Here is a 20413-nt window from a genome sequence, read left to right as displayed (position 1 = left end):
ACATGCGGCAGCGCGCGCTTCACGCGAGTTCGACCCTCTCCTTGCGGCCCGCCCGCAGCGCCAGCACGGCCAGCGTCAGCGTCGCGAAGAACAGCGCGACCCCCATCGCCGAGGCGTAGCCGAACTTGCCGAAGGTGAAGGCGTTGCGGTACAGCGAAAGCCCGATCACCTCGGTCGCCCCGTCCGGACCGCCCGGCCCCACCGTCATGACCTGCACGACGGCGAACCCGTCCAGTGCGGCGATGCCGAGGTACACGAACGCCACCTGCACGGTGTCGCGCACCAGCGGAAGGGTGACCCGCCGGAACGTGGCCCAGCCGCTCGCGCCGTCCAGCAGGGCGGCCTCGAACAGCTCCTTCGGGATCGAGTCGATCGCCGCGCTGAACAGCACCATGTAGAACCCGACCGACGACCACACGAGCACGGCCATGACGGCCGGCAGCGCGAGCGACGGCTCGGCCAGCCAGCTGCGGGCGAGCGAGGACAGCCCGACCCCGCGCAGCACCCCGTTGAGCAGGCCGGTGTTCGGGTTGTAGATGAACTGCCACAGCACCGCGATGACGACCAGCGACAGCAGCTGCGGGAAGAAGTACACGATCTGGTAGACGCGGGAGCCCGCGATGCCCCGGCGGCCGTCGCGGCCGCCCAGGTGCAGCATGCTCGCCAGGAACAGGCCCAGGCCGATCGTGGCCAGCGGTACCACGACGAGCATGACGGCGTTGTTGCGCACCGCGTCGAGGAACAGTGCGTCGCCGCCGAGGCGGGCGTAGTTGCCCGCCCCGACGAAGTGCGCCTCGCCGGCCACGCCGGTCCAGTCGGTGAGCGAGAGGTAGAACGCCTGCGCGTACGGCGACAGCACGAAGACGACGTGCAGCACCAGTGCCGGCACGAGCGCACCGAACAGGAACCGGAGCCGACCGTGCTTCATCAGCGGGTGTACTTCTTGACGCTGGAGTCCTTCGCGAGCGCGTCGGCGGCCTTCTGCACCCGCTCGGCCCACTCGGCGGCCGTGGCGCGCTTGTTGACCAGCTCGCCAGTGGCGTCGTCGACGGCCTTGGCCAGCGGCGCGTACCAGGTCCGGAAGCGGAAGGTGAAGGCCTCCTTGCCGGCCGCGGTGACCGCGTCGCGGGTCGAGCCCAGGCCGCTGGACAGCGTCAGCCCGTCGGTCGCGCCCGCCACCGCCGGCAGCGTGCCCGCGCTCTGCGCGAACGCCTTCGCCGACTGCTTGGAGAACAGGATCCGCAGGTACTCCATGCCGCCGGCCGCGTTCTTGGCCTTCGCCGGCACCAGGAACGACTCGGAGCTCGCGGCCTGGACCGCGGCGGCGCCCATCTTGTCGCTCGTCGTGCGCGCCGGCACGGCGCCCATCACCATGTCGAAGCCCTTGGGCGCGACGTCCTTCTGCTCGCTCTCCAGCCACGAGCCGCACGGGATGAACGCGGCCTTGCCCTGGCACCAGGCGGCCTGCGACTCGGTGTGCGACAGCGCCTCCGAGCCGGCCATGATGTAGCCCTTGCCGGCCAGCTCGGCGAACGCCTCGGCGGCGGCCTTGAGCCCGTCGGCCTTCCAGGCGTTGGGCTCCAGGTTGTCGACGGCCTTGATCAGGTCCGTGCCGCCGGTCTTGGCCGCCATCGACAGCAGCGGGTCGTTGATGTACTCCGGGTACTTGCCCTGGTAGGTCCACGGCGCGATGCCCGCGCCCTTGATGGTGGCGCACAGGGCGAGCATCTCGTCCCAGGTCTTCGGGTAGGTCCAGCCCTTGCTCGCGAACAGCGGCTTGGAGTACCACAGGCCCCAGGCGGTGTAGGTGAAGTTGAGCACCAGGACCGACTTGTCGAAGGTGCCGTCGTCGACCACGCCCGGCAGCAGCGTGTCGCGGACCTTCGTGTTCGGGTCGTCGAACGACGGCGCGTCGAGCAGCTCCGAGAGGTCCGACAGCTGCTTGGCGCCGACCAGGGTGGCGAGGTCGAGCCGGCCGGCGCCGGTGTTGTCGACCACGTCCGGGGGCGTGTTGGCCACGAAGCGGGGCTGCAGCGCCTCGCCGACCTTCTGGATGCCCTTGTGGTCGATCGTCGCCTTCGCGTGCTTCTGCTTGTAGAGGTCCTCGGCGTGCTTGGCGTAGTCGTCGCCGTAGCCGCCCTTGAAGATCACGACCTCCAGCGGGGCGTCGTCCTTGACGCCCAGCGGGTTGTCAGCGCTCTTCGCGCCGGCATTCGCGGCCGGCTTCGGGTCGTCGCTCCCGCCGGTGACACAGGCGCTGAGCAGCGGCGCTGCCGCCGCGATCCCGGCGACGCCCTTCAGGATCGAACGGCGGCTGGGGTAGGTTGCAGTTGAAGGTGAGGGGTTCATAGCAGGCCTTCTCTCCTTTATGCGGTACGCCGGATGCGCCCGGCGTACCGCGCTTCGAGTGCTGCGTTGTGCTCCCGCCCGCCAGGGACGTTGTCGGACAGGTAGACCGGCGGCGTGACGCCGAGCGCCAGCAGGCGCGCCACCACCTCGGTGACGATCTGCTGGGCCAGCAGCGCCGCGGTGATCGAGGAGACGGCCCCGACGGCGCCGCCGCCGGGCAGCGGCAGCGACGCGTCGCCGTACGGCGCCCCGTTGTCGAGCACCACGTCGGCGAAGTCGGCGAGCTTCATGCCGCTCTCGTGGCGCGAGTCCACCCGCGAGGAGTGCTCCACCGACGTGATCGCGATGAGCGCGTGGCCGCGCTGCTTGACCAGCTGGGCCATCTCCACCACGGCGCCGTTGACGCCGGAGTTGGAGGCGATGACGAACGTGTCGTCGGGCTTGACGGGCGCCAGGTCGTAGAGCTTGTGCGCCACGGTGGGCGTGCGCTCCAGGTTGGGGTCGGCCAGGGCGCTGAGCGGTTCGCCGCCGTAGAGCACGATGTCGCGCAGCGCGATGCGGTTGCTCGGCACCAGCCCGCCGGCGCGGCCGGCGATCTCCATGGCGAGCGCCTCGGAGTGCCCGCAGCCGAACGCCTGGATCACCCCGCCCGCCTGCACCGTGGCGGTGATGAGGTCGGCGGCGTGCGCCACCTTGTCGCCCTGGGTGGTCCCGACCCGTTCGACGGCGGCGCGGATCACCTCGACGTAGTCGGCACTTCTGATGGTCACAGCGGCTTTTCCCTCCGTGGTCGCTTGCGGTTGTTGGTCGTGTCGGGCACCCGGTGCGCGTCGACGGCGCGCACGGTGAGCTCGAGGGCCTCGGCGGTGCGCTCGTAGGTGCGCTGCGCCACCGCGACGTAGATGAGGTCCAGGACCAGCAGCTGGGAGTGCAGCGCGGAGAGGGCCGCGACCCGGAAGGTGGTCTCGTGTACCGAGGTGGTGAACACGATGTCGGCCACCTCGGCCAGCGGCGAGCGCCCGAACGACGTCACCGCCACCGTCATCGCACCGTGGTCGGCCGCCTCGGCGAGGGTCTCGAGCACCTCGCGGGTCCGGCCGGAGTGCGACAGGCCGATGGCGACGTCGCCGGGGCCCAGCAGTGCGGCGTTCGTGAGCGCGGTGTGGCTGTCGGAGCGGTACCAGACCGGAACGCGGATGCGCTCGAGCCGGAAGGCCATCTCCCGCCCGGCGGTGCCGCTGGAGCCGAGCCCGAAGATCTCCACCCGCCCGGCGCCGGCGATCGCCTCGGCGACCCGCTCCACGGCGGCGACGTCCAGCCCGGCCGCGGTCGCCTGGATCGCCCGGGTGTCCGCCGCGGTGATCACGCCCAGCACGTCGCCGAGGGGGTCGTCGGGCGCGATGTCGCCGCTGATGTCGGTCTCCCAGCGCGCCTGCTCGGCCCGCCCGGTCTCGGTCGCGATCGCCACCCTCAGGTTCGCGTAGCCCTTGAAGCCGAGCGTCCGGCTGAACCGCGTGACGGTCGCCGTCGAGGTGCCCGAGCGCTCGGCGAGGTCGACGATGCTGGCGTGCGCGGCCGTCTCCGGATCGCCCAGGATCGTCTCGGCGATCTTCGCCAGGGCGTCCGGCATCGTCGGACCCTCGATGCGCAGCCGCCCGAGCAGCCCGCCACTTTCACCGGTCACCTTCGGTCATCCTTTTCATCAGCCTGCCTTGGCGATGAAAATTACGACCACTTCAACTTCTAGTCAATAAGCATTTTCTATGCTTCCATCGACGCCATGGCTGTCGTGGTTGGTGTCGACGCGGGTGGGACCGCGTCGAAGGCCGTGGTCACGGACCTGTCGGGTGCCGTGCTCGGCCGCGGTGCCGCCGGCCCGGGCAACCCGTCGGCCGCCGGTGTGTCGGCCGCACGCGCCGTCGGGTCGGCGCTGCGGTCGGCGCTCCTTCGCATCGACCCGGCCACCGTCGCCGCGGGCGTGGCCGGCGTAGCCGGGTGCAGCGCCGTGGCCGACCCGGCCGTCGCCGACGCGTTCGCGCGCGAGTGGGCGGCGCTGGGCCTGACGTGCGAGATGTCCCTGGTCGGGGACGCGGCGACCGCGTTCGCCGCCGGCGGGGACTGGCGTGCGGGCGCGGTGCTCATCAGCGGTACCGGCGCGGTCGCCGCCCTGGTCGACGACCTCGACATCGGCCCGGTCGCCGACGGGCTGGGCTGGCTGCTCGGCGACGAGGGCTCCGGCCTGTGGCTGGGCCTGCAGGCGACCCGCCGCGCGGTGCGCGGCTTCGACTCGGCGCTCGGGCGCAAGGTCGCCGCGCACGCCGGCGCCGCCAACGCCGACGAGCTGGTCCACTGGGCCCAGGCGCTGCCGCCGTTCGGCGCCCTGGCCCCGCTCGTGTGCGAGCTGGCCGACGCCGGCGACCCGGACGCGTCGGCGATCGTCGCCGAGGCGGCCGGGCGCCTCGTGTCCACCCTGGACTCCCTCGGCGCCCCGTCCGCACCGGTCGTGCTGGCGGGCGGCCTGCTGGTCGCCGACACCCCGGTCCGCCGTGGCGTCCTGGCCACCCTCGAGGCCCGTGGGACGGAGGTGGGCACCGCGCGCGACCCCGCGCTGGGTGCCGCCCGGCTGGCGCTGCGGCGTTACCGTCGCGGGACGTGAGCCGACGCGTGCCGCATGCGGCCGGCGACGTCGACGGCGACGAGGGAGAGCACGACGGCGTTGAGGCAGTGCCACAGCCAGTGCGTGCCGATCGGCATCCGGCCGCACAGCGGCTCGTCGAGGGTGCGCAGCGTCAGCGACACGGCGAAGACGCCGGTCGCCGCGAGCAGGAGCCGCGACCGCAGCGCCACCGCGAGGCCGGCCAGGGCGAGGCCGGGCGGGAGGTAGCCGCCGAGGGTGTACCGCGGGCCGGCCAGCGCCAGCAGCAGGTCGACGATCACGGCGAAGAACACGAACGCGGGCGCGGCCAGCCAGGCCAGCGACGCGCGCATCCGCAGCCCGTAGCGGACGAGCAGCACCAGCGCGACGAGCACGAAGACGAGGATCGACAGCGAGTCCAGCGCCGCCGTGGCCCCGGTCGCGAAGGTGTGGAACGACAGGCTGCACAGCCCGACGACGCCGAGCAGGATCGGCAGCGTCCGCGGCCCGCCGCGCCAGTACCGCGCCAGCAGCAGGGCCGAGGCGATGAGGAACGCCACGTTGGAGACCGCGTTGAGCGGCTCGGCCCACAGCCCCGGCCCCAGCCGCTCGCAGTACCCGTCCACCGCGTTCACTCGCGCGAAGCTAGCCCCCCGATGTGACCGCCGTCAGAGCGCCCGGTGGCCAATGCGTGACGGCACCGGCCCGACGCGCAGGCCCGCTCCGCCTCACGCAACGCACTCCTCCGCGCGGCCGAGCAGCAGCGCGCGCTCGGCCTCGTTGCGGGTCATGCCGGCCGCCCGCTCGAACTCGGCGCGCGCCTCGGCGCGGCGGCCGAGCTTGAAGAGCAGGTCGCCGCGGACCGAAGGCAGCAGGTGGTACCCGCGCAGCGCCGGCTCCTCCAGGAGCGGGTCGAGCACGGCCAGGCCCGCGCCCGGTCCTTCGGCCATGGACACGGCGACGGCGCGGTTGAGCTCGACGATCGGCGACGGGGCCAGCTCGGCCAGGCGCGCGTAGAGGCCCGCGATCGCCGGCCAGTCGGTCTCCTCGGCGGTGCGCGCCCGCGCGTGGCAGGCGGCGATGGCGGCCTGCAGGGTGTAGGTGCCGCCGCCGAGCTCCTCGGCGCGGGCGAGCGCCGCGAGGCCGCGGGTGATGAGCAGCCGGTCCCAGCGGCGGCGGTCCTGCTCGAGCAGCGTGACGACCTTGCCGTCGGGGCCGGTGCGCGCCGCCGAGCGCGACGCCTGGATCTCCAGCAGCGCGACCAGCCCGTGCACCTCGGCCTCGGCCGGCATCAGCCCGGCCAGCACGCGGCCGACGCGCATCGCCTCCTGGCACAGGGCCGGGCGCATCCAGTCGTCGCCGGCCGTCGCGGAGTACCCCTCGTTGAAGATCAGGTAGATGACCTCCAGCACGGAGGTGAGCCGGGCCGCCCGGTCGGCGCCGGTGGGCAGCTCGAAGGGGACCTTCGCGTCGGCGAGGGCCCGCTTGGCCCGGCTGATGCGCTGCCCGACGGTCGCGTCCGGCACGAGGAACGCGCGGGCGATCTCGTCGGTGGACAGCCCGCCGAGCATCCGCAGGGTCAGCGCCACCCGCGCCTCGGGCTTGAGCACGGGGTGGCACGCGGTGAAGATCAGGCGCAGGAGGTCGTCCTCGATGGGGTCCTGCTCGAGCACCGCATCGAACTCCGAATCATCAGTCGACTCCTGCCCGGCCAGCGCCGGCAGGTGCTTCTGCAGCACCTGCTGGCGGCGGATCGTGTCGATCCCGCGCCGCTTGGCTGCGGTCATGAGCCACGCGCCCGGGTTGCGCGGGACGCCCTCCGACGGCCACTGCTCCAGCGCCGCCACGAGGGCGTCCTGCGCAAGCTCCTCAGCGAGGCCGACGTCGCCGACGAGCCGGGCGACGCCGGCGATCACCCGCGCCGCCTCGATCCGCCAGACCGCCTCGATCGCTGATTTCGCATCGGTACCCGCTGTCACGGGCCCAACATAGCCGCGATCACTCGTACTCGGAGACCACTCGCACCTCGACCTCGACGTTGTCGAACAGCGCCGCGAAGCGCTTCGCCCACTCGACGGCCTCGGCGTGGTCGCGCACCTGCAGGATCCCGAAGCCGCCGATGACCTCCTTGGCCTCCGCGAACGGCCCGTCGGTGACGGTGGTCTGACCGTCGGTGACGCGGATGACCGCCGCACCCGCGGAGCTCGGCAGCAGGCCTTCGGCGGCGAGCAGGACGCCCGCCTTGTTGACCTCCTCCATGTACTCGCCGAACTTCGCGATGAACTCGGGCGTCGGCTGCCACAGCGCCGGGTTCGAGTCGTCGAGCTTGTGCATCAGCATGTACCGCATTTCGGTGTCCTCCTCGGTAAGGTGGCTGGCTCGCCTGACGGACCAGCCTTCACCACCGCGTCGAGCGGCGCCCGCCGTCTTCGACAACGCCACGGAAAAAAGTTTGGAGATCATCCCGCCATGCGCGTCCTCTTCGCCTTCGCCGGCGGCAACGGCCACCTGCAGCCCCTCCTCCCCCTCGCCCGCGCCGCCGCCGGGCGCGGCCACGCCGTGGCGGTGACCGGCCGCCCAGGCGTCCTGCCGAAGGACTTCGAGGGCTTCCCCGCCGGCACCGACCCCGCGGACCCGGAGGCCGGGCGCCCCGCCCTGGCCCGCCTGGACCGCATCCGCGAGGAGCGCGAGTTCCGCGACGGCTTCGGCGGCTGGATCGCCCGCGAGCGCGCCACCACCACGTCCGAGGTCGCCCGCCGGTGGCGCCCCGACGTGATCGTCTGCGACGAGGCCGACTTCGGCAGCATGATCGCCGCCGAGTCCCTCGGCATCCCGCACGCCTCGGTCGTGGTCCTGGCCGCCGGCACGTTCGGCCGCCCGGACGGCCTGGCGGCGCTGCTGGACGAGGCCCGGGCCGAGCACGGCCTCCCCGCCGACCCGACCCTGGCGATGCTGGACCGCCACCTGGTGATCTCACCGGCCCCGCCGAGCTTCCACGCCCGCACCGGCACCGTCCCCATGCGCCCGATGCCGCCGGCCGAGCTCTCCCCCACCACCCCGCGGACCGTGTACTTCACGCTGGGCACGATCTTCAACACGGAGTCCGGCGACCTGTTCACCCGCGTCCTGGCGGGCGTGCGGGACCTGCCAATCGACCTGGTCGTCACGGTCGGCGGCGGCATCGACCCGCGGGAGCTGGGCGAGCAGCCGCCGAACGTGCGCGTCGAGCGGTACATCCCGCAGGCCACCCTCCTGCCGCGCTGCTCGGCGGTCATCTCGCACGCCGGCTCCGGCACGGTGGTCGGCGCCCTGTCGTACGGCCTGCCGATGGTGCTGCTGCCAATGGGCGCCGACCAGCCGGCGAACGCCGACCGCTGCGCGGAGCTGGGCGTTGCGCGGGTCCTGGACGCCGTGGACACCACCCCGCCGGACGCCGCCGAGGCCCTGCACGCGGTCCTGACCGGCGCGTCGTTCCGCGCGGCCGCGGCGTCCCTGCGCGCCGAGATCGCCGCCATGCCGACCCCCGAGGAGGTGCTCCCGCGCCTGGAGGCCCTGGCCTGAACCTCACGCTCTGTGGTGGCACGTTTCCGGGATTCGACGGAGAGCGACCGGGCCTAACGTTCTACGTATCGCAAGGCCACACCAAACCACACTCCAAAGGAGCGCACCATGAGCGACTACGACCCGGGCTACGACGGCCACGACGGCGGCCACGACGTCGACTACGGCCATTACGAGGCCGGCCAGGAGCACGGCGCCCTCGACCAGCTGCACCAGGCGCAGGGTTCCGAGTCGGACTACGACAAGCAGTACGGCGTGTACGAGGCCGACCACCACGCGGCGGAGTCGACCGACTTCTCGCAGGGCCACCACGTCGAGTACGACCAGGCCCCGGCCGTGCACTACGAGTCGGACGACTACACCAACTACTCGCACGACGCGACCGAGGACGACCACGTCTTCGCCGCCGAGGGCAGCGAGCACGCCCACCAGGCCGACTACTCGGAGCTGGACGCCCTGCGTGAGCGCTTCGACACCGCCTTCGTGGAGGGCACGGAGTACCACGGCGGCGAGGCGGAGATCGCGGCCAAGTAAGACACAGCGCTTTGTGTTCATGGTGTGGTGGCTCAGGCGCCCGGCCGGCGGATCAGCCCCGGCGGCCGGGCAACCCACTCCCACCACAGCATTCAGCCCCCAAGCGACGCACTCGGTTGTTCGACTTCGTCCGGGTGTCCGGGACCGTCCGGACGTTCCCGGCCGCCCGCACGAAGTCGGCCATCCGGGTGCGTTTTCGCGTCTGCGGTGCCCGGGTTCGCAGGGCGTAGCACCGACAGCAGGAGTACCAACGCGGCTGCGGCAAGCGTCGCGGCCGCGACGAAGCCGCGGCCCATGCCCGACGAGCCGGCCGCCGCCACCATCACGGCCAGGCCGAACGAGCTGCCCAGCCACTGCGTGGTCTGCAGGACCCCGGACGCCGCGCCGGCCTCGCGCCCGCCGACCCGGGACAGGATGAGGGTGTACAGCGGGACGAACGCGCAACCCCCGCCCAGCCCGACGAGCGCCAGCGGCCCGAGCACGCCGAAGTAGGAGCTGTGCGGGCCGACCCGCGACAGCAGCAGCACCGCGACGACGTCGGCGGCGAGCGCGCACCCGATGACACGCCGGTGCCCGAAGCGGGCCAGCAGCCGGGGCACGAGGCGGGCCGCGGTGAACAGGCCGCCGGTCATCGGCAGGAACGCGAGACCCGTTGCCACCGGACCCCAGCCGCGCACCTGCTGCAGGTACGTCGTCAGGAAGAAGAACGGGCCGATGAGGCTGGGGCCGACGAGCAGCAGCGCGGCGTACCCGGCCGAGCGCCTCGAATCCCGGAAGAGCCCGAGCGGCACGATCGGCGCCGCCGTGCGCGCCTCGATGGCGACGAACGCGGCGAGCGCGACCGCGGCGGCGGCGAAGCCCGCGAGCACCAGGGGGTCGGACCAGCCCGCGGCGGCGGCCCGGATCAGCGCGTACACGACGCCGGCCATCCCCGCGGTGCCGGTCAGGGCGCCGGGCACGTCGAAGCGGCCCGCATGGCGCTGCGTCTCGGGCAGCAGGCGCAGCGCCAGCGCGGCGATGAGGACCCCGATCGGCACGTTGACCAGGAACACCCACCGCCAGCTCACGGCCGCGGTGACCAGGCCGCCGAGGACGAGGCCGAGCGACGCGCCGCCGCTGATGACCGCCGAGGAGATGCCCAGCGCCCGGTTGCGCTCCTGGCCCTCGCGGAACGTGCCCGTGATGAGCGCTAGGGTGCTCGGCGAGGCGAGCGCGGCGCCGGCGCCCTGCACGGCGCGGGCGGTCAGCAGCCAGCCGGGGTTCTCGGCCAGCGCGGCGGCGAGCGAGGCGGCGGTGAAGACGAGGACGCCGGTGACGAACATGCGCCGCCGGCCGAGGACGTCGCCGAGGCGGCCGCCGAGCAGCAGCAGGCCGGCGAAGGCGATGGTGTAGGCGTTGAGCACCCAGGCCAGGTCGGCCGGGGCGAAGCGCAGCGCCGCGGAGACGCCCGGCAGCGCGACGTTGACGATGGTGGCGTCGATGCCGAGCAGCAGCTGGCAGGAGACGATCACGGCGAGGGCGAGGCGGTGCCTGGGCATGGTTGAACGGCCTCCCTGCTAACCTACGAATGGGAGAGAGTCTCCGGTTCCGGTCCCGACAATACGGAGACTGTCTCCGGTTTACAAGGGGGTTCCATGGCGCCCATCGCCAGGCCGCAGCGCGCGGACGCCCGGCGCAATTTCGACCGGCTCCTCGCCGTCGCGGCCGAGGCCATCGCCGAGCGGGGCGCGGAGGCGTCGCTCGACGACATCGCCAAGCGCGCGGGCGTCGGGCCCGGGACGCTGTACCGCCACTTCCCGACCCGCCAGCACCTGCTCGAGGCCGTGTTCCACGAGCGGGTGGAGCGCCTGCGCGACGAGGCCGCCCGGCTGCTGGAGGAGGAGCCCGACCCGGACAAGGCGCTGGAGGCGTGGCTGCGCGCGCTCGTCGGGCACCTGCGCCGCTACCGGGGGCTGTCGGAAACGCTCAAGGAGGTGCACGGCCTCGAGGCCGACATCATGATCGAAACCCGCGACATGATGCGCTGGTCGGCGACCGCGCTGCTGACCCGCGCGCAGGAGGCGGGCGTGGCCCGCACCGACATCGACGGCGTCGACCTGCTGCGCATCGGGCACGGCGCCGGCATGGTCATCGTCGAGCCGGGCGCGGACGGCGACGAGCGGGCCGAGCGGCTCATCCGGCTGCTCATGGACGGCGTCAGAACCACGACCAAGGCTTGATCACCGCGGGCGGCGCTGCCGACAATCGCCGCCATGCGAATCGGCGAGATCCTGGCGATCCGGCGCGCGCGCCGCGAACAGCGCCGCATGCAGGAGCAGCGGCGCCGGCGGCGCAGCCGCGACTGCGGACCCGACTGCGATCTCGACTTCTGCGACTGCGACTGCAGCCCGTTCATGATCGGCTCGCTGCTGTCGCTGATGGCGATCGCCGCGCCGACCCGCCCGCCGCGGCGCGCCGCCTCCGGGCCGGGCCGGGCCGGGATGGCGGCGATCAAGGGGTACCAGCGCTGGCTCTCCCCACACCTGCCGACCCGCTGCCGCCAGGTGCCGACGTGCAGCAACTACGGGCTGCAGGCGGTGGCGCGCTACGGGCTGGTCGAGGGATCGCGGCTGACCGCGGCGCGGATCCGCCGCTGCAACCCGTCGACACCGCGCGGGAGCGTCGACCCGGTGCCGTAGGTGCTAGCCGGCGGCGCGGACGCAGCGCAGGCCGGAGTACGACATCCAGATCGGCAGCGTCGCCGTGACGACGGTTGCGGTCGCGGACACCAGCGTGGTCGTGCCGTGGTGGTGCCCGAACGGGCTGAAGGCCGTCAGCAGCAGGCCGCCGGCCGCGAAGAAGGCGACGACCGCGATCGCGGCGATGCCGGTGGCGCGCACGAACGAGCGGCCCACGTCCACGTAGCGGCTGCCGATGCCGCACGCCAGGGCGGCGAGCAGCGCGCCGGCCACGACGGCGTAGGCGGTGTAGTCGACGGCGTTGGCCAGCACCGCGTAGGCGCGGTTGGGCTGCCACGTCCAGCCGGCCGCGGCGCTGCGCCAGGCCAGTTCGGAGACGATCGACTGCGCGGCGACCGCGGTGCCGACGAGGATCGCCGTGCGCCGGCCCTGCGCCAGGGCCAGCTCGCGCTGGTACTCCGGGGCGAGGTCGGCCACCGCGCCGAACTCCTCGACGGCGGCGCGCTCGGCGGCGGCCCGGTCCAGGCCGTCCTCCTCGTAGCGGGCCGCGGCGTCGGCCAGGCCGTCGCGCGCCTCGGTGACCAGGTCCGCCTTCGCCGCCCGCGGGCCGCGCAGGGCGCCGCTCAGCGAGGCGACGTAGGCGTCGATGGGTCCGGCGGTAAGCACGAACTCAGCATGCCGAGAATCGCCGCGCCATGCAGTCCGGGTAGACCCTGAGGTTTCCCCGGGTTCCCGGCTCGGGTCTGGCGAGCGGCCGCTACGACAAGGGAGCCTACATGTAGCCGAACTACATGTGGGAGGAATGACCGTGCGGAAGTGGCTGCTCGGAGGCCTCGGCCTGCTGCTGCTGTGCTGCGGCGGCGGGGTCGCCGCGATCACCTGGTTCTTTGCCCGGCCGCCGCTGGACCAGCGGGTCGACTTCGACCGGCCGCTGCGGGTGCCGCCGCTGGCCGCCTCGACGGTCGACGGGCAGGGCCGGCGCGTGTTCGAGCTGCGTGCCCAGGCCGGCGAGAGCGACCTCGGGCACGGCGCGACGCGCACGTGGGGTTACAACGGGGCGTACCTCGGCCCGACGCTGCGGGCCAAGCGCGGCGAGCAGGTCGTGGTCAACGTCCGCAACTCCCTGCCGGAGGCGACGACCGTGCACTGGCACGGCATGCACCTGCCGGCGAAGGTCGACGGCGGGCCGCACCACCCGATCCCGGCCGGCGGCTCGTTCCAGGCCGCGTGGACGGTCGACCAGCCGGCGGCGACGCTGTGGTACCACCCGCATCCGAGCGAGACGACGGAGAAGCAGGTGTACCGCGGCCTGGCCGGCATGTTCATCGTCGACGACGACGAACCCGCACAGGCCGCGCTGCCGCACGACTACGGCGTGGACGACGTGCCGGTGATGGTGCAGGACAAGGATTTCGACGGCGACCAACTGTCCATGGCCGGCCGCTTCGGCAGCGACATCGGCGTCCTGGGCGACCAGATCCTCGTCAACGGCACCCCCAGCCCGTACCTCGACGTGCACTCCGAGCTCGTCCGCCTGCGCCTGCTCAACGCGTCCACCGCGCGCATCTACAACTTCCGCCTCGGCGACGGCCGGCCGTTCGCGCTCGTCGGCACCGACGGCGGCCTGCTCGACAAGCCCTTCATGACCGACCACGTGCGGCTCTCGGTCGGCGAGCGCGCCGAGATCGTGGTGGAGATGCGCCCGGGCGAGCGGGTGGCCCTGCGCAGCGTGCAGTCCCTCGGCGGGGATCTGGGCAGCAAGTTCAACGGCGGCCAGGACGCCTTCGACATCCTGCAGCTGCGCGCCGCGGCGACGCTGACGCCGGCGGCCCTGCCCAAGACCCTGGTCGCCACGCCGCGGCTGGACCCGGCACAGGCCGCGCAGACGCGCTCGTTCACCTTCAGCGGCCGCGAGATCAACGACCGGAAGATGGACATGGACCGCGTCGACGCCGTCATCGTCAAGGACACCGTCGAGGTGTGGAACGTGCGCAACGGCCACGACACCCCGCACAGCTTCCACATCCACGACGTGCAGTTCCAGGTGCTCGCCGTCGACGGGGCACCGCCGCCCGGGGAGCTGTCGGGGTGGAAGGACACGCTGTACCTGGCCGAGGGGCGGACGTTCCGCATCATCGCCCGGTTCGCGGACTACGCGGACCCGACGACGGCGTACATGTTCCACTGCCACGTCCTCAAGCACGAGGACGAAGGGATGATGGGGCAGTTCGTGATCGTCGAGAAGGGCGACCAGCCGAGGCTGACACACGGATGAGCGGTCCGGAGCGAAGCGGAGGAGCCGCGAACAACGGGCACAGCTCTGACTCAGGGCGGTGCCGGAGCGAAGCGGAGGCGGCGTCCTGAGGGTGCCGGGCCCCCCGTGGCGGCGCGGGGCCCGGCACGTCTCGCAAGCGTTCCGTCGTCCCCGTGTGTCTCGTCGTCGTAGCGGACGAGATCCCAACGAGACCGCTCTGTGACCGGCATGACACATCGATCAACGCTCCCATGTCAAGGGATCGAGATATCGACGTGTCGTTCGTCACCGGGGCGCCCCGAGATGCGCGCGGAGCGCTACCGGGAGGTCTCCCTCGGTGCCGGTCCACGCGGTGTAGCCATCCGGCCGCACCAATGCGCACCGCTCGGCGCGGGCGTGGGTGAGGCGGTCGTCGTACCCGCTCGGCGCGGTCGGCGAGAGCAGCACGTGCCGACCGGCGCGCAGCAGCTCGTACAGCCGGGTGGGGCCCAGGTCGACGTCCTCGTGCCGGGGCGCGTGCGGGTAGTCGATGCCGACGCCGGAGACGGTGCCGGTCGCGCGGCGCATCACGGCCGGGACGTGCAGCGCCAGCCCGGCGATCGCGTCGCGGCCCAGCCGCGCGGCGCGCGACTGCAGCAGCGCGAGGCGGATGATGCCGCCGCTGGTGCGCAGCACGAGCCGGCCGACCGCGTGCCGTTCCTCCTGATAGGAGTCGAGCAGCCCGTCCGGCGCCCATCCGGCGGCGACGGCGGCGAGCTTCCAGCCGAGGTTCGCCGCGTCCTGCAGGCCGGTGTTCATGCCCTGGCCGCCGGCGGGTGAGTGCACGTGCGCCGCGTCGCCGGCGAGGAAGACGCGGCCCGTGCGGTACCGCTCGACCTGGCGCTCGTCGCTGTGGAACCGCGACAGCCAGCGGCACTCGCCCATGCCGAAGTCGGTGCCGAAGGCCTGGCGCACGGTGTCGCGCACCTCGTGGAGCTCCAGCGGGGTGCTGTCGGGCACCTGGTGCTCGCGGTTCCAGGCGAACACGCGGTACCACCCGTCGCCGAACGGCGCCACGAACGCGAACGCGGAGCCGACCGCGGTGACCGTGATCGCCTCCTCGGGCGGCTCGGCGAGGCGCACGTCGGCGAGCATCAGCGAGCGGACCACGGCCTGGCCGGGGAACTCCAGGCCGAGCGCGCCGCGCACGCCGCTGTGCGCGCCGTCGGCGCCCACGAGGTAGTCGGCTCGATAGGTCGGCCCGCCGTCGGTGCGCACCTCGACCCCGTCGGCGTCCTGCTCGACGCCGGTGACGCTCGCACCGCGGACGATGCGCACGCCCGCCTTCACGGCGCGCTCCTCGAGCACGCGCTCGACGTTGTACTGCGGGGTGATGAGGACGAACGGGTACCGCGAAGGGAGCCCGCCGAGGTCCAGCGAGATCCGGTTGAACAGCCGCAGCCGCGACACCGCGGTGCCGGTGGCGATCACGTCCTCGGCGATGCCCCGGGCGTCGAACTGCTCCAGGGTGCGGGCGTGCACGGCGAACGCGCGGGTGAGGTTGGACTCGCCGGCGCGGCGCTCGAGCACCGTGACGTCGATGCCGGCGGCGGCGAGATCCCCGGCGAGCAGCAGGCCCGTAGGCCCGGCTCCGGCGATGACGATCTTCATGGCTCCTCCTCGGGCCGATTAGGTCAACAAGTGTTGGCAAACAATTGTTGACCGCGGGCGAGGTCGATGTCAACACGCGGTGAAATCGCCCGCGACTTGACCTGAAGCCCTGTTGAAGTGCGAGATTTCGGTGCGTGGAGAACAGACGCGCGCTCACCGTGGGGATGGTGACCCTGGTCACGCTGGTCGCCTTCGAGGCGGTGGCGGTCACCGCGGCCATGCCGGCCGTTGCCCGGGCTCTCGACGGGCTGGCCTTGTACGGTTTCGCGTTCGGCGGGGCGCTCGCGACCAGCCTGGTCGGGATGGTGCTGGCGGGCGCCTGGTGCGACCGCGCCGGGCCGGCCCGGCCGACCGCCGCCGGGGTCGTCCTGTTCTGCGCGGGGCTCCTGGTCGCCGGGCTGGCGCCGCACATGTGGGTGCTCGTGGCGGGTCGCCTGCTGCAGGGCTTCGGCGGCGGGCTGGTGAACGTGGCGCTGTTCGTCGTCATCGGGCGGGCCTACCCCGAGTCGGAGCACGCTCGGGTCCTTTCGGCCCTGTCCGCGGCCTGGGTCCTGCCGGCGATCCTCGGGCCCGCCGTGGCCGGGGCGATCGTGCAGTACATCGGCTGGCGTTGGGTCTTCCTGCTCGTCGTTGTGGCAGCGGTACCGTCGATGGCTTTGGTCTGGCCGCGGGTGCGCGGCTTGGCCGGCGGGAGCACTTCGGACATTTCGTATTCCGTTCGAATTTACTGGTCTTTAGGTGCGGCTTTTGGCGCACTGTTGCTGTATGTGGGCGGGCAGAATGCGTCGCCGGCCGGCGTCGCGGTGCTCGCGGTCGGGCTCGTCGTGGCGCTGTTCTGCGGCGCGCGCCTGCTGCCCCCGGGCGCCTTCGCCGCCGCGCGCGGCCTGCCCGCCATCGTGCTGCTGCGCGGCCTGGCCGGTGCCGCGTTCGTGCAGACGGACGTCTTCATCCCCCTGCTGCTCACCCGCGAGCGCGGCCTGAGCCCGGCGCTGGCCGGCCTCACGGTGACCGTCGGCGCGCTGTTCTGGTCGGCCGGCTCGTGGGTGCAGGCGCGGCAGGCCCAGCGCCTGTCCGACGCGACCCGCCTGCGGCTCGGCTCGGCCGGCATCGCCCTGGGCGTGCTGTCCGCGATGGCGCTGGCTTTCTCGTCGGTACCCGTAGCCGTAGTCGTCGCCGGCTGGTGCCTCGGCGGCTTCGGCATGGGCCTCGTCTCCCCCGCCGCCGCGGCGCTCGTGCTGCGCTACTCCGCCCCGTCCGACCAGGGCGCGAACAGCGCCGCCCTGTCGGTCGCCGACGCGCTGCTCACCACCACCGCGCTCGCCGTCGGCGGCTCTCTCTTCGCCGCCCTCGTGGACGCCGGCCCGGTCGCGTACGTCGCCGCGTTCGCCGTCGCCCTCGTGCCCGCCGTGGCCGCGGTCGCGGTGGCCGGTCGTACTTTCGGCGGATCTGAGCCTTCTGCGCCGCCAATACCATTGGCCGGTGAGCGTGCGGGTGCTGGTCGCGGATGATCAGGAGATCGTGCGCACCGGCCTGACAATGATCCTCAACGCCCAGCCCGACATCGAGGTGGTCGGCGAGGCCCCCGACGGCCGCCGCGCCGTCGACCTGGCGCGCCGCCTACGCCCCGACGTGTGTCTGCTGGACGTGCGCATGCCGGTGATGGACGGCCTGGAGGCGACCCGTCAACTGGCCGGCCCGGCGGTCGACGACCCGATCGCCGTCGTGGTGATCACGACGTTCGACCTGGACGAGTACGTCTACGCGGCTTTGCGCGCCGGCGCCCGCGGCTTCCTCCTGAAGGACGCCGGCCCCGCCCTGCTCGCCCAGGCCGTGCACGCGGCCGCGGCGGGCGACGCCCTCATCGCCCCGAGCGTCACGACGCGCCTGCTGCGCGCCTTCGCCGACGCCGGCCCGAAGGCCCCGCCCCGCCGCCCCGCGGACCCCCTGACGGAGCGCGAGGAGCAGGTCCTGGCGAAGGTGGCGCGGGGCCGGACGAACAACGAGATCGCCGACGAGCTCTTCATCACGCTGAGCACGGTGAAGACGCACGTAACCGCCCTGATGCTCAAGCTGGGCGTCCGCAACCGCGTCGAGATCGCCATGTGGGCCTACGAAACGAACCGCGTCCGCCCCGGCTCCTGAGGGTATTTGGCGGTTACGGTGAGCAATGCTCGATGATCCAGTTTTTTGGCGTCGTGTAGCGTTGGATGTGAAAGGCCCGCCAGCGCCAAGCGTCTCTCGCAGGTCCGTTGCTGGGCCCGCATGAACGTCGGATCGGGCTTAGGCCCCGTCTCGTGGATCTTGGTGGAGTGTGTAGCGGCGTAGCATGACGGGGCCGCCGTCCGGGGTGGTCCAGTTCGCCGTCGTGGTGTGAAGGTGCTGCCAACCGGTGCGCTCGTACAGTGCGATGGCCGCTGACCGTTGGCTTGCGACGACCTCCAGCGTCAGGTCGGTGCGATAGTCGGCGGCCCATCGTCGCGCGTTCTGCAGAAGCCTCGTCGCGACGTGGTCCCGGCGGAACGCGGGTGCGACGAACAGACGGCCGACCTCGGCGGACGGCCGTGCTGGACCGTGGTCTCCCGACGGGCCGGGAGCGGCATGTACCGCGACGTGTCCTACCACGGCGGCGCTGTCGGTCGTGGCGATCCATGCGTGCAACATGTCGGGCGGGCAAAGCCATCGGTGCGGGTCGGCCGGCCAGTTCAGCGGGTAGCCATCGAGGCGATGCACGTCGGCGAGCAGGTCGACGCACGGCTGCACGTCGCTTGGTTGTCGGTCTCGGATCATCACCTCGTCCATGTCCTCATCATTGCGGTTGTTCGGCGTGTCGCTCCTGTGTGGGGAAGGCGGTGCGGTAGCTAGGCCGCGTCTTGTGGATCATGGAGATGGCGGAGACTCGTGGGTGACGTTGGCCCCTTATGGGTCAGGCTCCGGTGACGGTGCGTGGCAGGCGATCACGGGGGTGAATCACGTCCCAGCGGTGGCGGCTTCCAGCCCTGATCGGGTTTCCTGCAGGATGGCAATGCCCTTGCCCGTGAGATTGTGCTGTCGGCAGTGCGCGAGTATCGCGTCGATCGCGGCCAGCCACGACTCGATCAGGTCCCGTAGCTGGATGTGACCGGTCCACAGGGTGACGGGTTCACCAGTGCGATCGCAGTTGGCTTCGACCTGGAGGGTCCAGTCGCTGTTCGGGATCATCCGGTAGGCGATGTAGTAGGGGCCGTCGAAGAAGTATGTGCAGGCTTCACCGGTCCCGCCGGTGAGGTCCTGAACGGCCGTCAGGGTGGAGCCGGCCACCGATCCGATGAAGTCGGACCAGCCGATACCGGGGAACTCGATACCGTCGAAATCGATCCAACATTTTGCCCACAGTGGAGCGTCCGTGCCGCTGAGAACACGGAGGTCTTCGAGGTCCAGTCGAACGGTATACGCCATGACATCTTCTACCCGGGCCGATATCCACGCCCGTCCGATCCGGGACAGGTCTTGGTGGATTATGGATGTTGGGTGATGTCGCGGAGCCAGATTTTGATGGTGGCGACGTCGACCGTGGCCCGGTACATGAAGGCGCGTTTGTCGTAGCGGGTGGCCACGGCGCGGAACTGTTTGAGCTTGCCGACCGCACGTTCGACCGGTGTTGCGGTCCTTGTACCGCTCAGCGTCGAACGTCGGCGGACGCCCACCGGCGGCGCCACGTCTGCGGCGGTTGGCCTGCTGGTCGACGCGTTCGTAGATGGTGGCGGCGATGCCGCGGCGGCGCAGGTCTGTGCGGATCGCGCGGATGGAGTAGGCCCTGTCGCCCAGGATCCGCGCGGGCCTGGCTCTGGGTCGGCCGCGGCGGCGCGGGCATGCGGATACCGGCCATGACCGCCGGGTAGCCGATGCGGTCGTGGCGTTGCCCGGCGGTGAGGGTGCGGCTGATCCCCTGCCACCGGCCACCTCGCGGGGCTTTGGTGGGCAGCAGCGGGGCGAGCAGATCCCACTCGGGATCGGTGAGCTCAAATCGGGCAGCCATAGCGTCCCGGACCAACAACAGGACGCTACGGCTCATTCCGGTTCATTGATCCACGAGACACGGCCTGGACGGTCGTGTCTCGACGGCATGAGTTGACTGACGCCGAGTGGCAGTCGTTGGAGTCCTTACTGCCGCCGGATCCGGCGCGTGGGGGTCGGTGGCGGGACCACCGAACCGTCATTTCTGCGATTCTGTTCCGTGAGCGGACCGGGGTGACCTGGCGAGACTTGCCGGAACGGTTCGGGCCGTGGAAGACGGTCTTCAGCGCAAGCGCCGCTGGGCGATGGACGGGACCTGGGCGCGGATCTGCGACGCGTTACGTATCGACTGCGACGTCGCGGAGGGCCGGGAGTGGACCGTGAGCGTCGACACGTCGCCAGGCACACCACATCGGGTCAACGTGCCGACTGCACCGGTTTCGAGCAAGTGATGGCCGACATTCGCATCCGGAGCCGAGCCGCGCGGCCCCGGACCCGCCCCGGACACGTGCTGGCGGACAAGGCTTACTCGTCGAAAGCGATCCGCTCGCACCTGCGCCGACGCGACATTTCAGCAACCATTCCGATCAAGGCTGACCAGGCACCAAAGATCCGCGAGACAGGGCCTAGCACCAATACCGCTGACTTAAGTGATCGCGTAGAGGTCGAGTTTGACCGGGGCGGGTTTGGACGGCTCGGCGATGGCGATGGTTTCGGTGTGGGGCCGGTCGGGCTGGGGCCAGTGGCGATGGTTGGCTC

The 20413-nt window shown here is 72.1% G+C and carries 23 protein-coding genes and 1 pseudogene; 11 read left to right on the top strand and 13 right to left on the bottom strand.

Translation table 11 applies throughout. The annotated features are described in order from the left end of the window. Positions 1 to 19: 19 nt before the first annotated feature. Genes ABD901_RS53920 through ABD901_RS53905 form a run of 4 tightly spaced genes read right to left on the bottom strand, consistent with a single transcriptional unit; the run spans position 20 to position 4033 of the window. Positions 20 to 928 (bottom strand): carbohydrate ABC transporter permease, encoded by a 909-nt coding sequence (locus tag ABD901_RS53920; RefSeq protein ID WP_345142899.1) that lies wholly within the window; start codon positions 926 to 928, stop codon positions 20 to 22. Then, positions 928 to 2349: an N-acetylglucosamine/diacetylchitobiose ABC transporter substrate-binding protein gene (gene ngcE, locus ABD901_RS53915; protein ID WP_345142896.1), complete on the bottom strand. Its 1422-nt coding sequence runs from the start codon at positions 2347 to 2349 to the stop codon at positions 928 to 930. Before ngcE ends, ABD901_RS53920 begins: the two co-directional genes overlap by 1 nt. Before the next feature lie 17 nt (positions 2350 to 2366). Beyond that, complete coding sequence (locus ABD901_RS53910) at positions 2367 to 3113, bottom strand: sugar isomerase domain-containing protein (protein ID WP_380139786.1); 747 nt, start codon at positions 3111 to 3113, stop codon at positions 2367 to 2369. A 2-nt stretch (positions 3114 to 3115) separates the two neighbouring features. Next, positions 3116 to 4033 (bottom strand): MurR/RpiR family transcriptional regulator, encoded by a 918-nt coding sequence (locus tag ABD901_RS53905; protein ID WP_380136788.1) that lies wholly within the window; start codon positions 4031 to 4033, stop codon positions 3116 to 3118. Between the two features lie 96 nt (positions 4034 to 4129). On the opposite strand from ABD901_RS53905, the gene ABD901_RS53900 reads away from it, so the two are divergent. Further along, on the top strand, positions 4130 to 5005 hold the full coding sequence (locus tag ABD901_RS53900) for an N-acetylglucosamine kinase (protein WP_345142890.1): 876 nt from the start codon (positions 4130 to 4132) through the stop codon (positions 5003 to 5005). Here the strand turns inward: ABD901_RS53900 and ABD901_RS53895 are convergent. From ABD901_RS53895 to ABD901_RS53885, 3 genes are all read right to left on the bottom strand, one after another. Continuing rightward, on the bottom strand, positions 4987 to 5619 hold the full coding sequence (locus tag ABD901_RS53895; RefSeq protein ID WP_345142887.1) for a hypothetical protein: 633 nt from the start codon (positions 5617 to 5619) through the stop codon (positions 4987 to 4989). The genes ABD901_RS53900 and ABD901_RS53895 overlap by 19 nt on opposite strands. Positions 5620 to 5712: 93 nt before the next feature. Beyond that, positions 5713 to 6963 (bottom strand): RNA polymerase sigma factor, encoded by a 1251-nt coding sequence (locus ABD901_RS53890; RefSeq protein ID WP_345142885.1) that lies wholly within the window; start codon positions 6961 to 6963, stop codon positions 5713 to 5715. 19 nt (positions 6964 to 6982) lie between these two features. Further along, positions 6983 to 7333 (bottom strand): YciI family protein, encoded by a 351-nt coding sequence (locus tag ABD901_RS53885; RefSeq protein ID WP_345142882.1) that lies wholly within the window; start codon positions 7331 to 7333, stop codon positions 6983 to 6985. A 120-nt stretch (positions 7334 to 7453) separates the two neighbouring features. Here ABD901_RS53885 and ABD901_RS53880 point away from each other — a divergent pair, with 120 nt between their 5' ends. Together ABD901_RS53880 and ABD901_RS53875 are read left to right on the top strand one after the other, a co-directional pair. Next, complete coding sequence (locus tag ABD901_RS53880) at positions 7454 to 8545, top strand: glycosyltransferase (protein ID WP_345142880.1); 1092 nt, start codon at positions 7454 to 7456, stop codon at positions 8543 to 8545. A 108-nt stretch (positions 8546 to 8653) separates the two neighbouring features. After that, positions 8654 to 9079: a hypothetical protein gene (locus ABD901_RS53875; RefSeq protein ID WP_345142877.1), complete on the top strand. Its 426-nt coding sequence runs from the start codon at positions 8654 to 8656 to the stop codon at positions 9077 to 9079. 92 nt (positions 9080 to 9171) lie between these two features. Here ABD901_RS53875 and ABD901_RS53870 read toward each other — a convergent pair whose 3' ends face one another. Next, positions 9172 to 10617, bottom strand: coding sequence for an MFS transporter (locus tag ABD901_RS53870; protein WP_345142874.1), 1446 nt, complete (start codon positions 10615 to 10617; stop codon positions 9172 to 9174). A gap of 96 nt (positions 10618 to 10713) precedes the next feature. On the opposite strand from ABD901_RS53870, the gene ABD901_RS53865 reads away from it, so the two are divergent. Together ABD901_RS53865 and yidD are read left to right on the top strand one after the other, a co-directional pair. Next, positions 10714 to 11298 carry a TetR/AcrR family transcriptional regulator gene (locus ABD901_RS53865; RefSeq protein WP_345142870.1) on the top strand — a complete coding sequence of 195 codons (585 nt, stop codon included), beginning with the start codon at positions 10714 to 10716 and terminating at the stop codon, positions 11296 to 11298. A 33-nt stretch (positions 11299 to 11331) separates the two neighbouring features. Beyond that, entirely contained in the window at positions 11332 to 11757 is a 426-nt protein-coding gene (yidD, locus tag ABD901_RS53860) for a membrane protein insertion efficiency factor YidD (RefSeq protein WP_345142867.1), read from the top strand. A gap of 3 nt (positions 11758 to 11760) precedes the next feature. Here yidD and ABD901_RS53855 read toward each other — a convergent pair whose 3' ends face one another. Then, positions 11761 to 12423 (bottom strand): permease prefix domain 1-containing protein, encoded by a 663-nt coding sequence (locus tag ABD901_RS53855; protein ID WP_345142864.1) that lies wholly within the window; start codon positions 12421 to 12423, stop codon positions 11761 to 11763. A gap of 142 nt (positions 12424 to 12565) precedes the next feature. On the opposite strand from ABD901_RS53855, the gene ABD901_RS53850 reads away from it, so the two are divergent. Continuing rightward, positions 12566 to 14032 (top strand): multicopper oxidase family protein, encoded by a 1467-nt coding sequence (locus ABD901_RS53850; protein ID WP_345142860.1) that lies wholly within the window; start codon positions 12566 to 12568, stop codon positions 14030 to 14032. 264 nt (positions 14033 to 14296) lie between these two features. On the opposite strand, the gene ABD901_RS53845 is transcribed toward ABD901_RS53850, so the two are convergent. Continuing rightward, positions 14297 to 15661 (bottom strand): FAD-dependent monooxygenase, encoded by a 1365-nt coding sequence (locus tag ABD901_RS53845; protein WP_345142856.1) that lies wholly within the window; start codon positions 15659 to 15661, stop codon positions 14297 to 14299. Positions 15662 to 15795: 134 nt separating this feature from the next. On the opposite strand from ABD901_RS53845, the gene ABD901_RS53840 reads away from it, so the two are divergent. Together ABD901_RS53840 and ABD901_RS53835 are read left to right on the top strand one after the other, a co-directional pair. Next, positions 15796 to 17169 carry an MFS transporter gene (locus ABD901_RS53840; RefSeq protein ID WP_345142853.1) on the top strand — a complete coding sequence of 458 codons (1374 nt, stop codon included), beginning with the start codon at positions 15796 to 15798 and terminating at the stop codon, positions 17167 to 17169. After that, the gene (locus ABD901_RS53835; RefSeq protein WP_345142850.1) at positions 17141 to 17803 is read left to right on the top strand and encodes a response regulator; all 663 of its coding nucleotides are present in this window, start codon (positions 17141 to 17143) and stop codon (positions 17801 to 17803) included. The genes ABD901_RS53840 and ABD901_RS53835 overlap by 29 nt, the downstream gene beginning before the upstream one ends. Positions 17804 to 17941: 138 nt before the next feature. On the opposite strand, the gene ABD901_RS53830 is transcribed toward ABD901_RS53835, so the two are convergent. From ABD901_RS53830 to ABD901_RS53820, 3 genes are all read right to left on the bottom strand, one after another. Continuing rightward, entirely contained in the window at positions 17942 to 18460 is a 519-nt protein-coding gene (locus ABD901_RS53830) for a GNAT family N-acetyltransferase (RefSeq protein ID WP_345142847.1), read from the bottom strand. A gap of 168 nt (positions 18461 to 18628) precedes the next feature. Beyond that, positions 18629 to 19096 carry a hypothetical protein gene (locus ABD901_RS53825; protein ID WP_345142844.1) on the bottom strand — a complete coding sequence of 156 codons (468 nt, stop codon included), beginning with the start codon at positions 19094 to 19096 and terminating at the stop codon, positions 18629 to 18631. 59 nt (positions 19097 to 19155) lie between these two features. Continuing rightward, a complete protein-coding gene (locus ABD901_RS53820) occupies positions 19156 to 19356 on the bottom strand; it encodes a hypothetical protein (RefSeq protein WP_345142841.1) in 201 nt (66 codons plus the stop codon). Positions 19357 to 19750: 394 nt separating this feature from the next. On the opposite strand from ABD901_RS53820, the pseudogene ABD901_RS59370 reads away from it, so the two are divergent. The 3 genes and pseudogenes from ABD901_RS59370 to ABD901_RS53810 all read left to right on the top strand — a co-directional run. After that, a pseudogene (locus ABD901_RS59370) lies at positions 19751 to 19882 on the top strand (transposase); the annotation flags it as partial. Positions 19883 to 19923: 41 nt separating this feature from the next. After that, positions 19924 to 20106 (top strand): hypothetical protein, encoded by a 183-nt coding sequence (locus tag ABD901_RS53815; protein ID WP_345142838.1) that lies wholly within the window; start codon positions 19924 to 19926, stop codon positions 20104 to 20106. After that, positions 20106 to 20413 (top strand): transposase (locus ABD901_RS53810; RefSeq protein ID WP_345142833.1); only part of this gene is annotated, 308 nt, incomplete at its 3' end. The genes ABD901_RS53815 and ABD901_RS53810, both read left to right, overlap by 1 nt.

Origin of the sequence: Dactylosporangium darangshiense (genome assembly GCF_039537565.1) — a bacterium.
In the GTDB taxonomy this organism is placed as follows: Bacteria; Actinomycetota; Actinomycetes; order Mycobacteriales; family Micromonosporaceae; genus Dactylosporangium; species Dactylosporangium darangshiense.
This window is presented reverse-complemented; position numbering and strand designations above follow the sequence as displayed.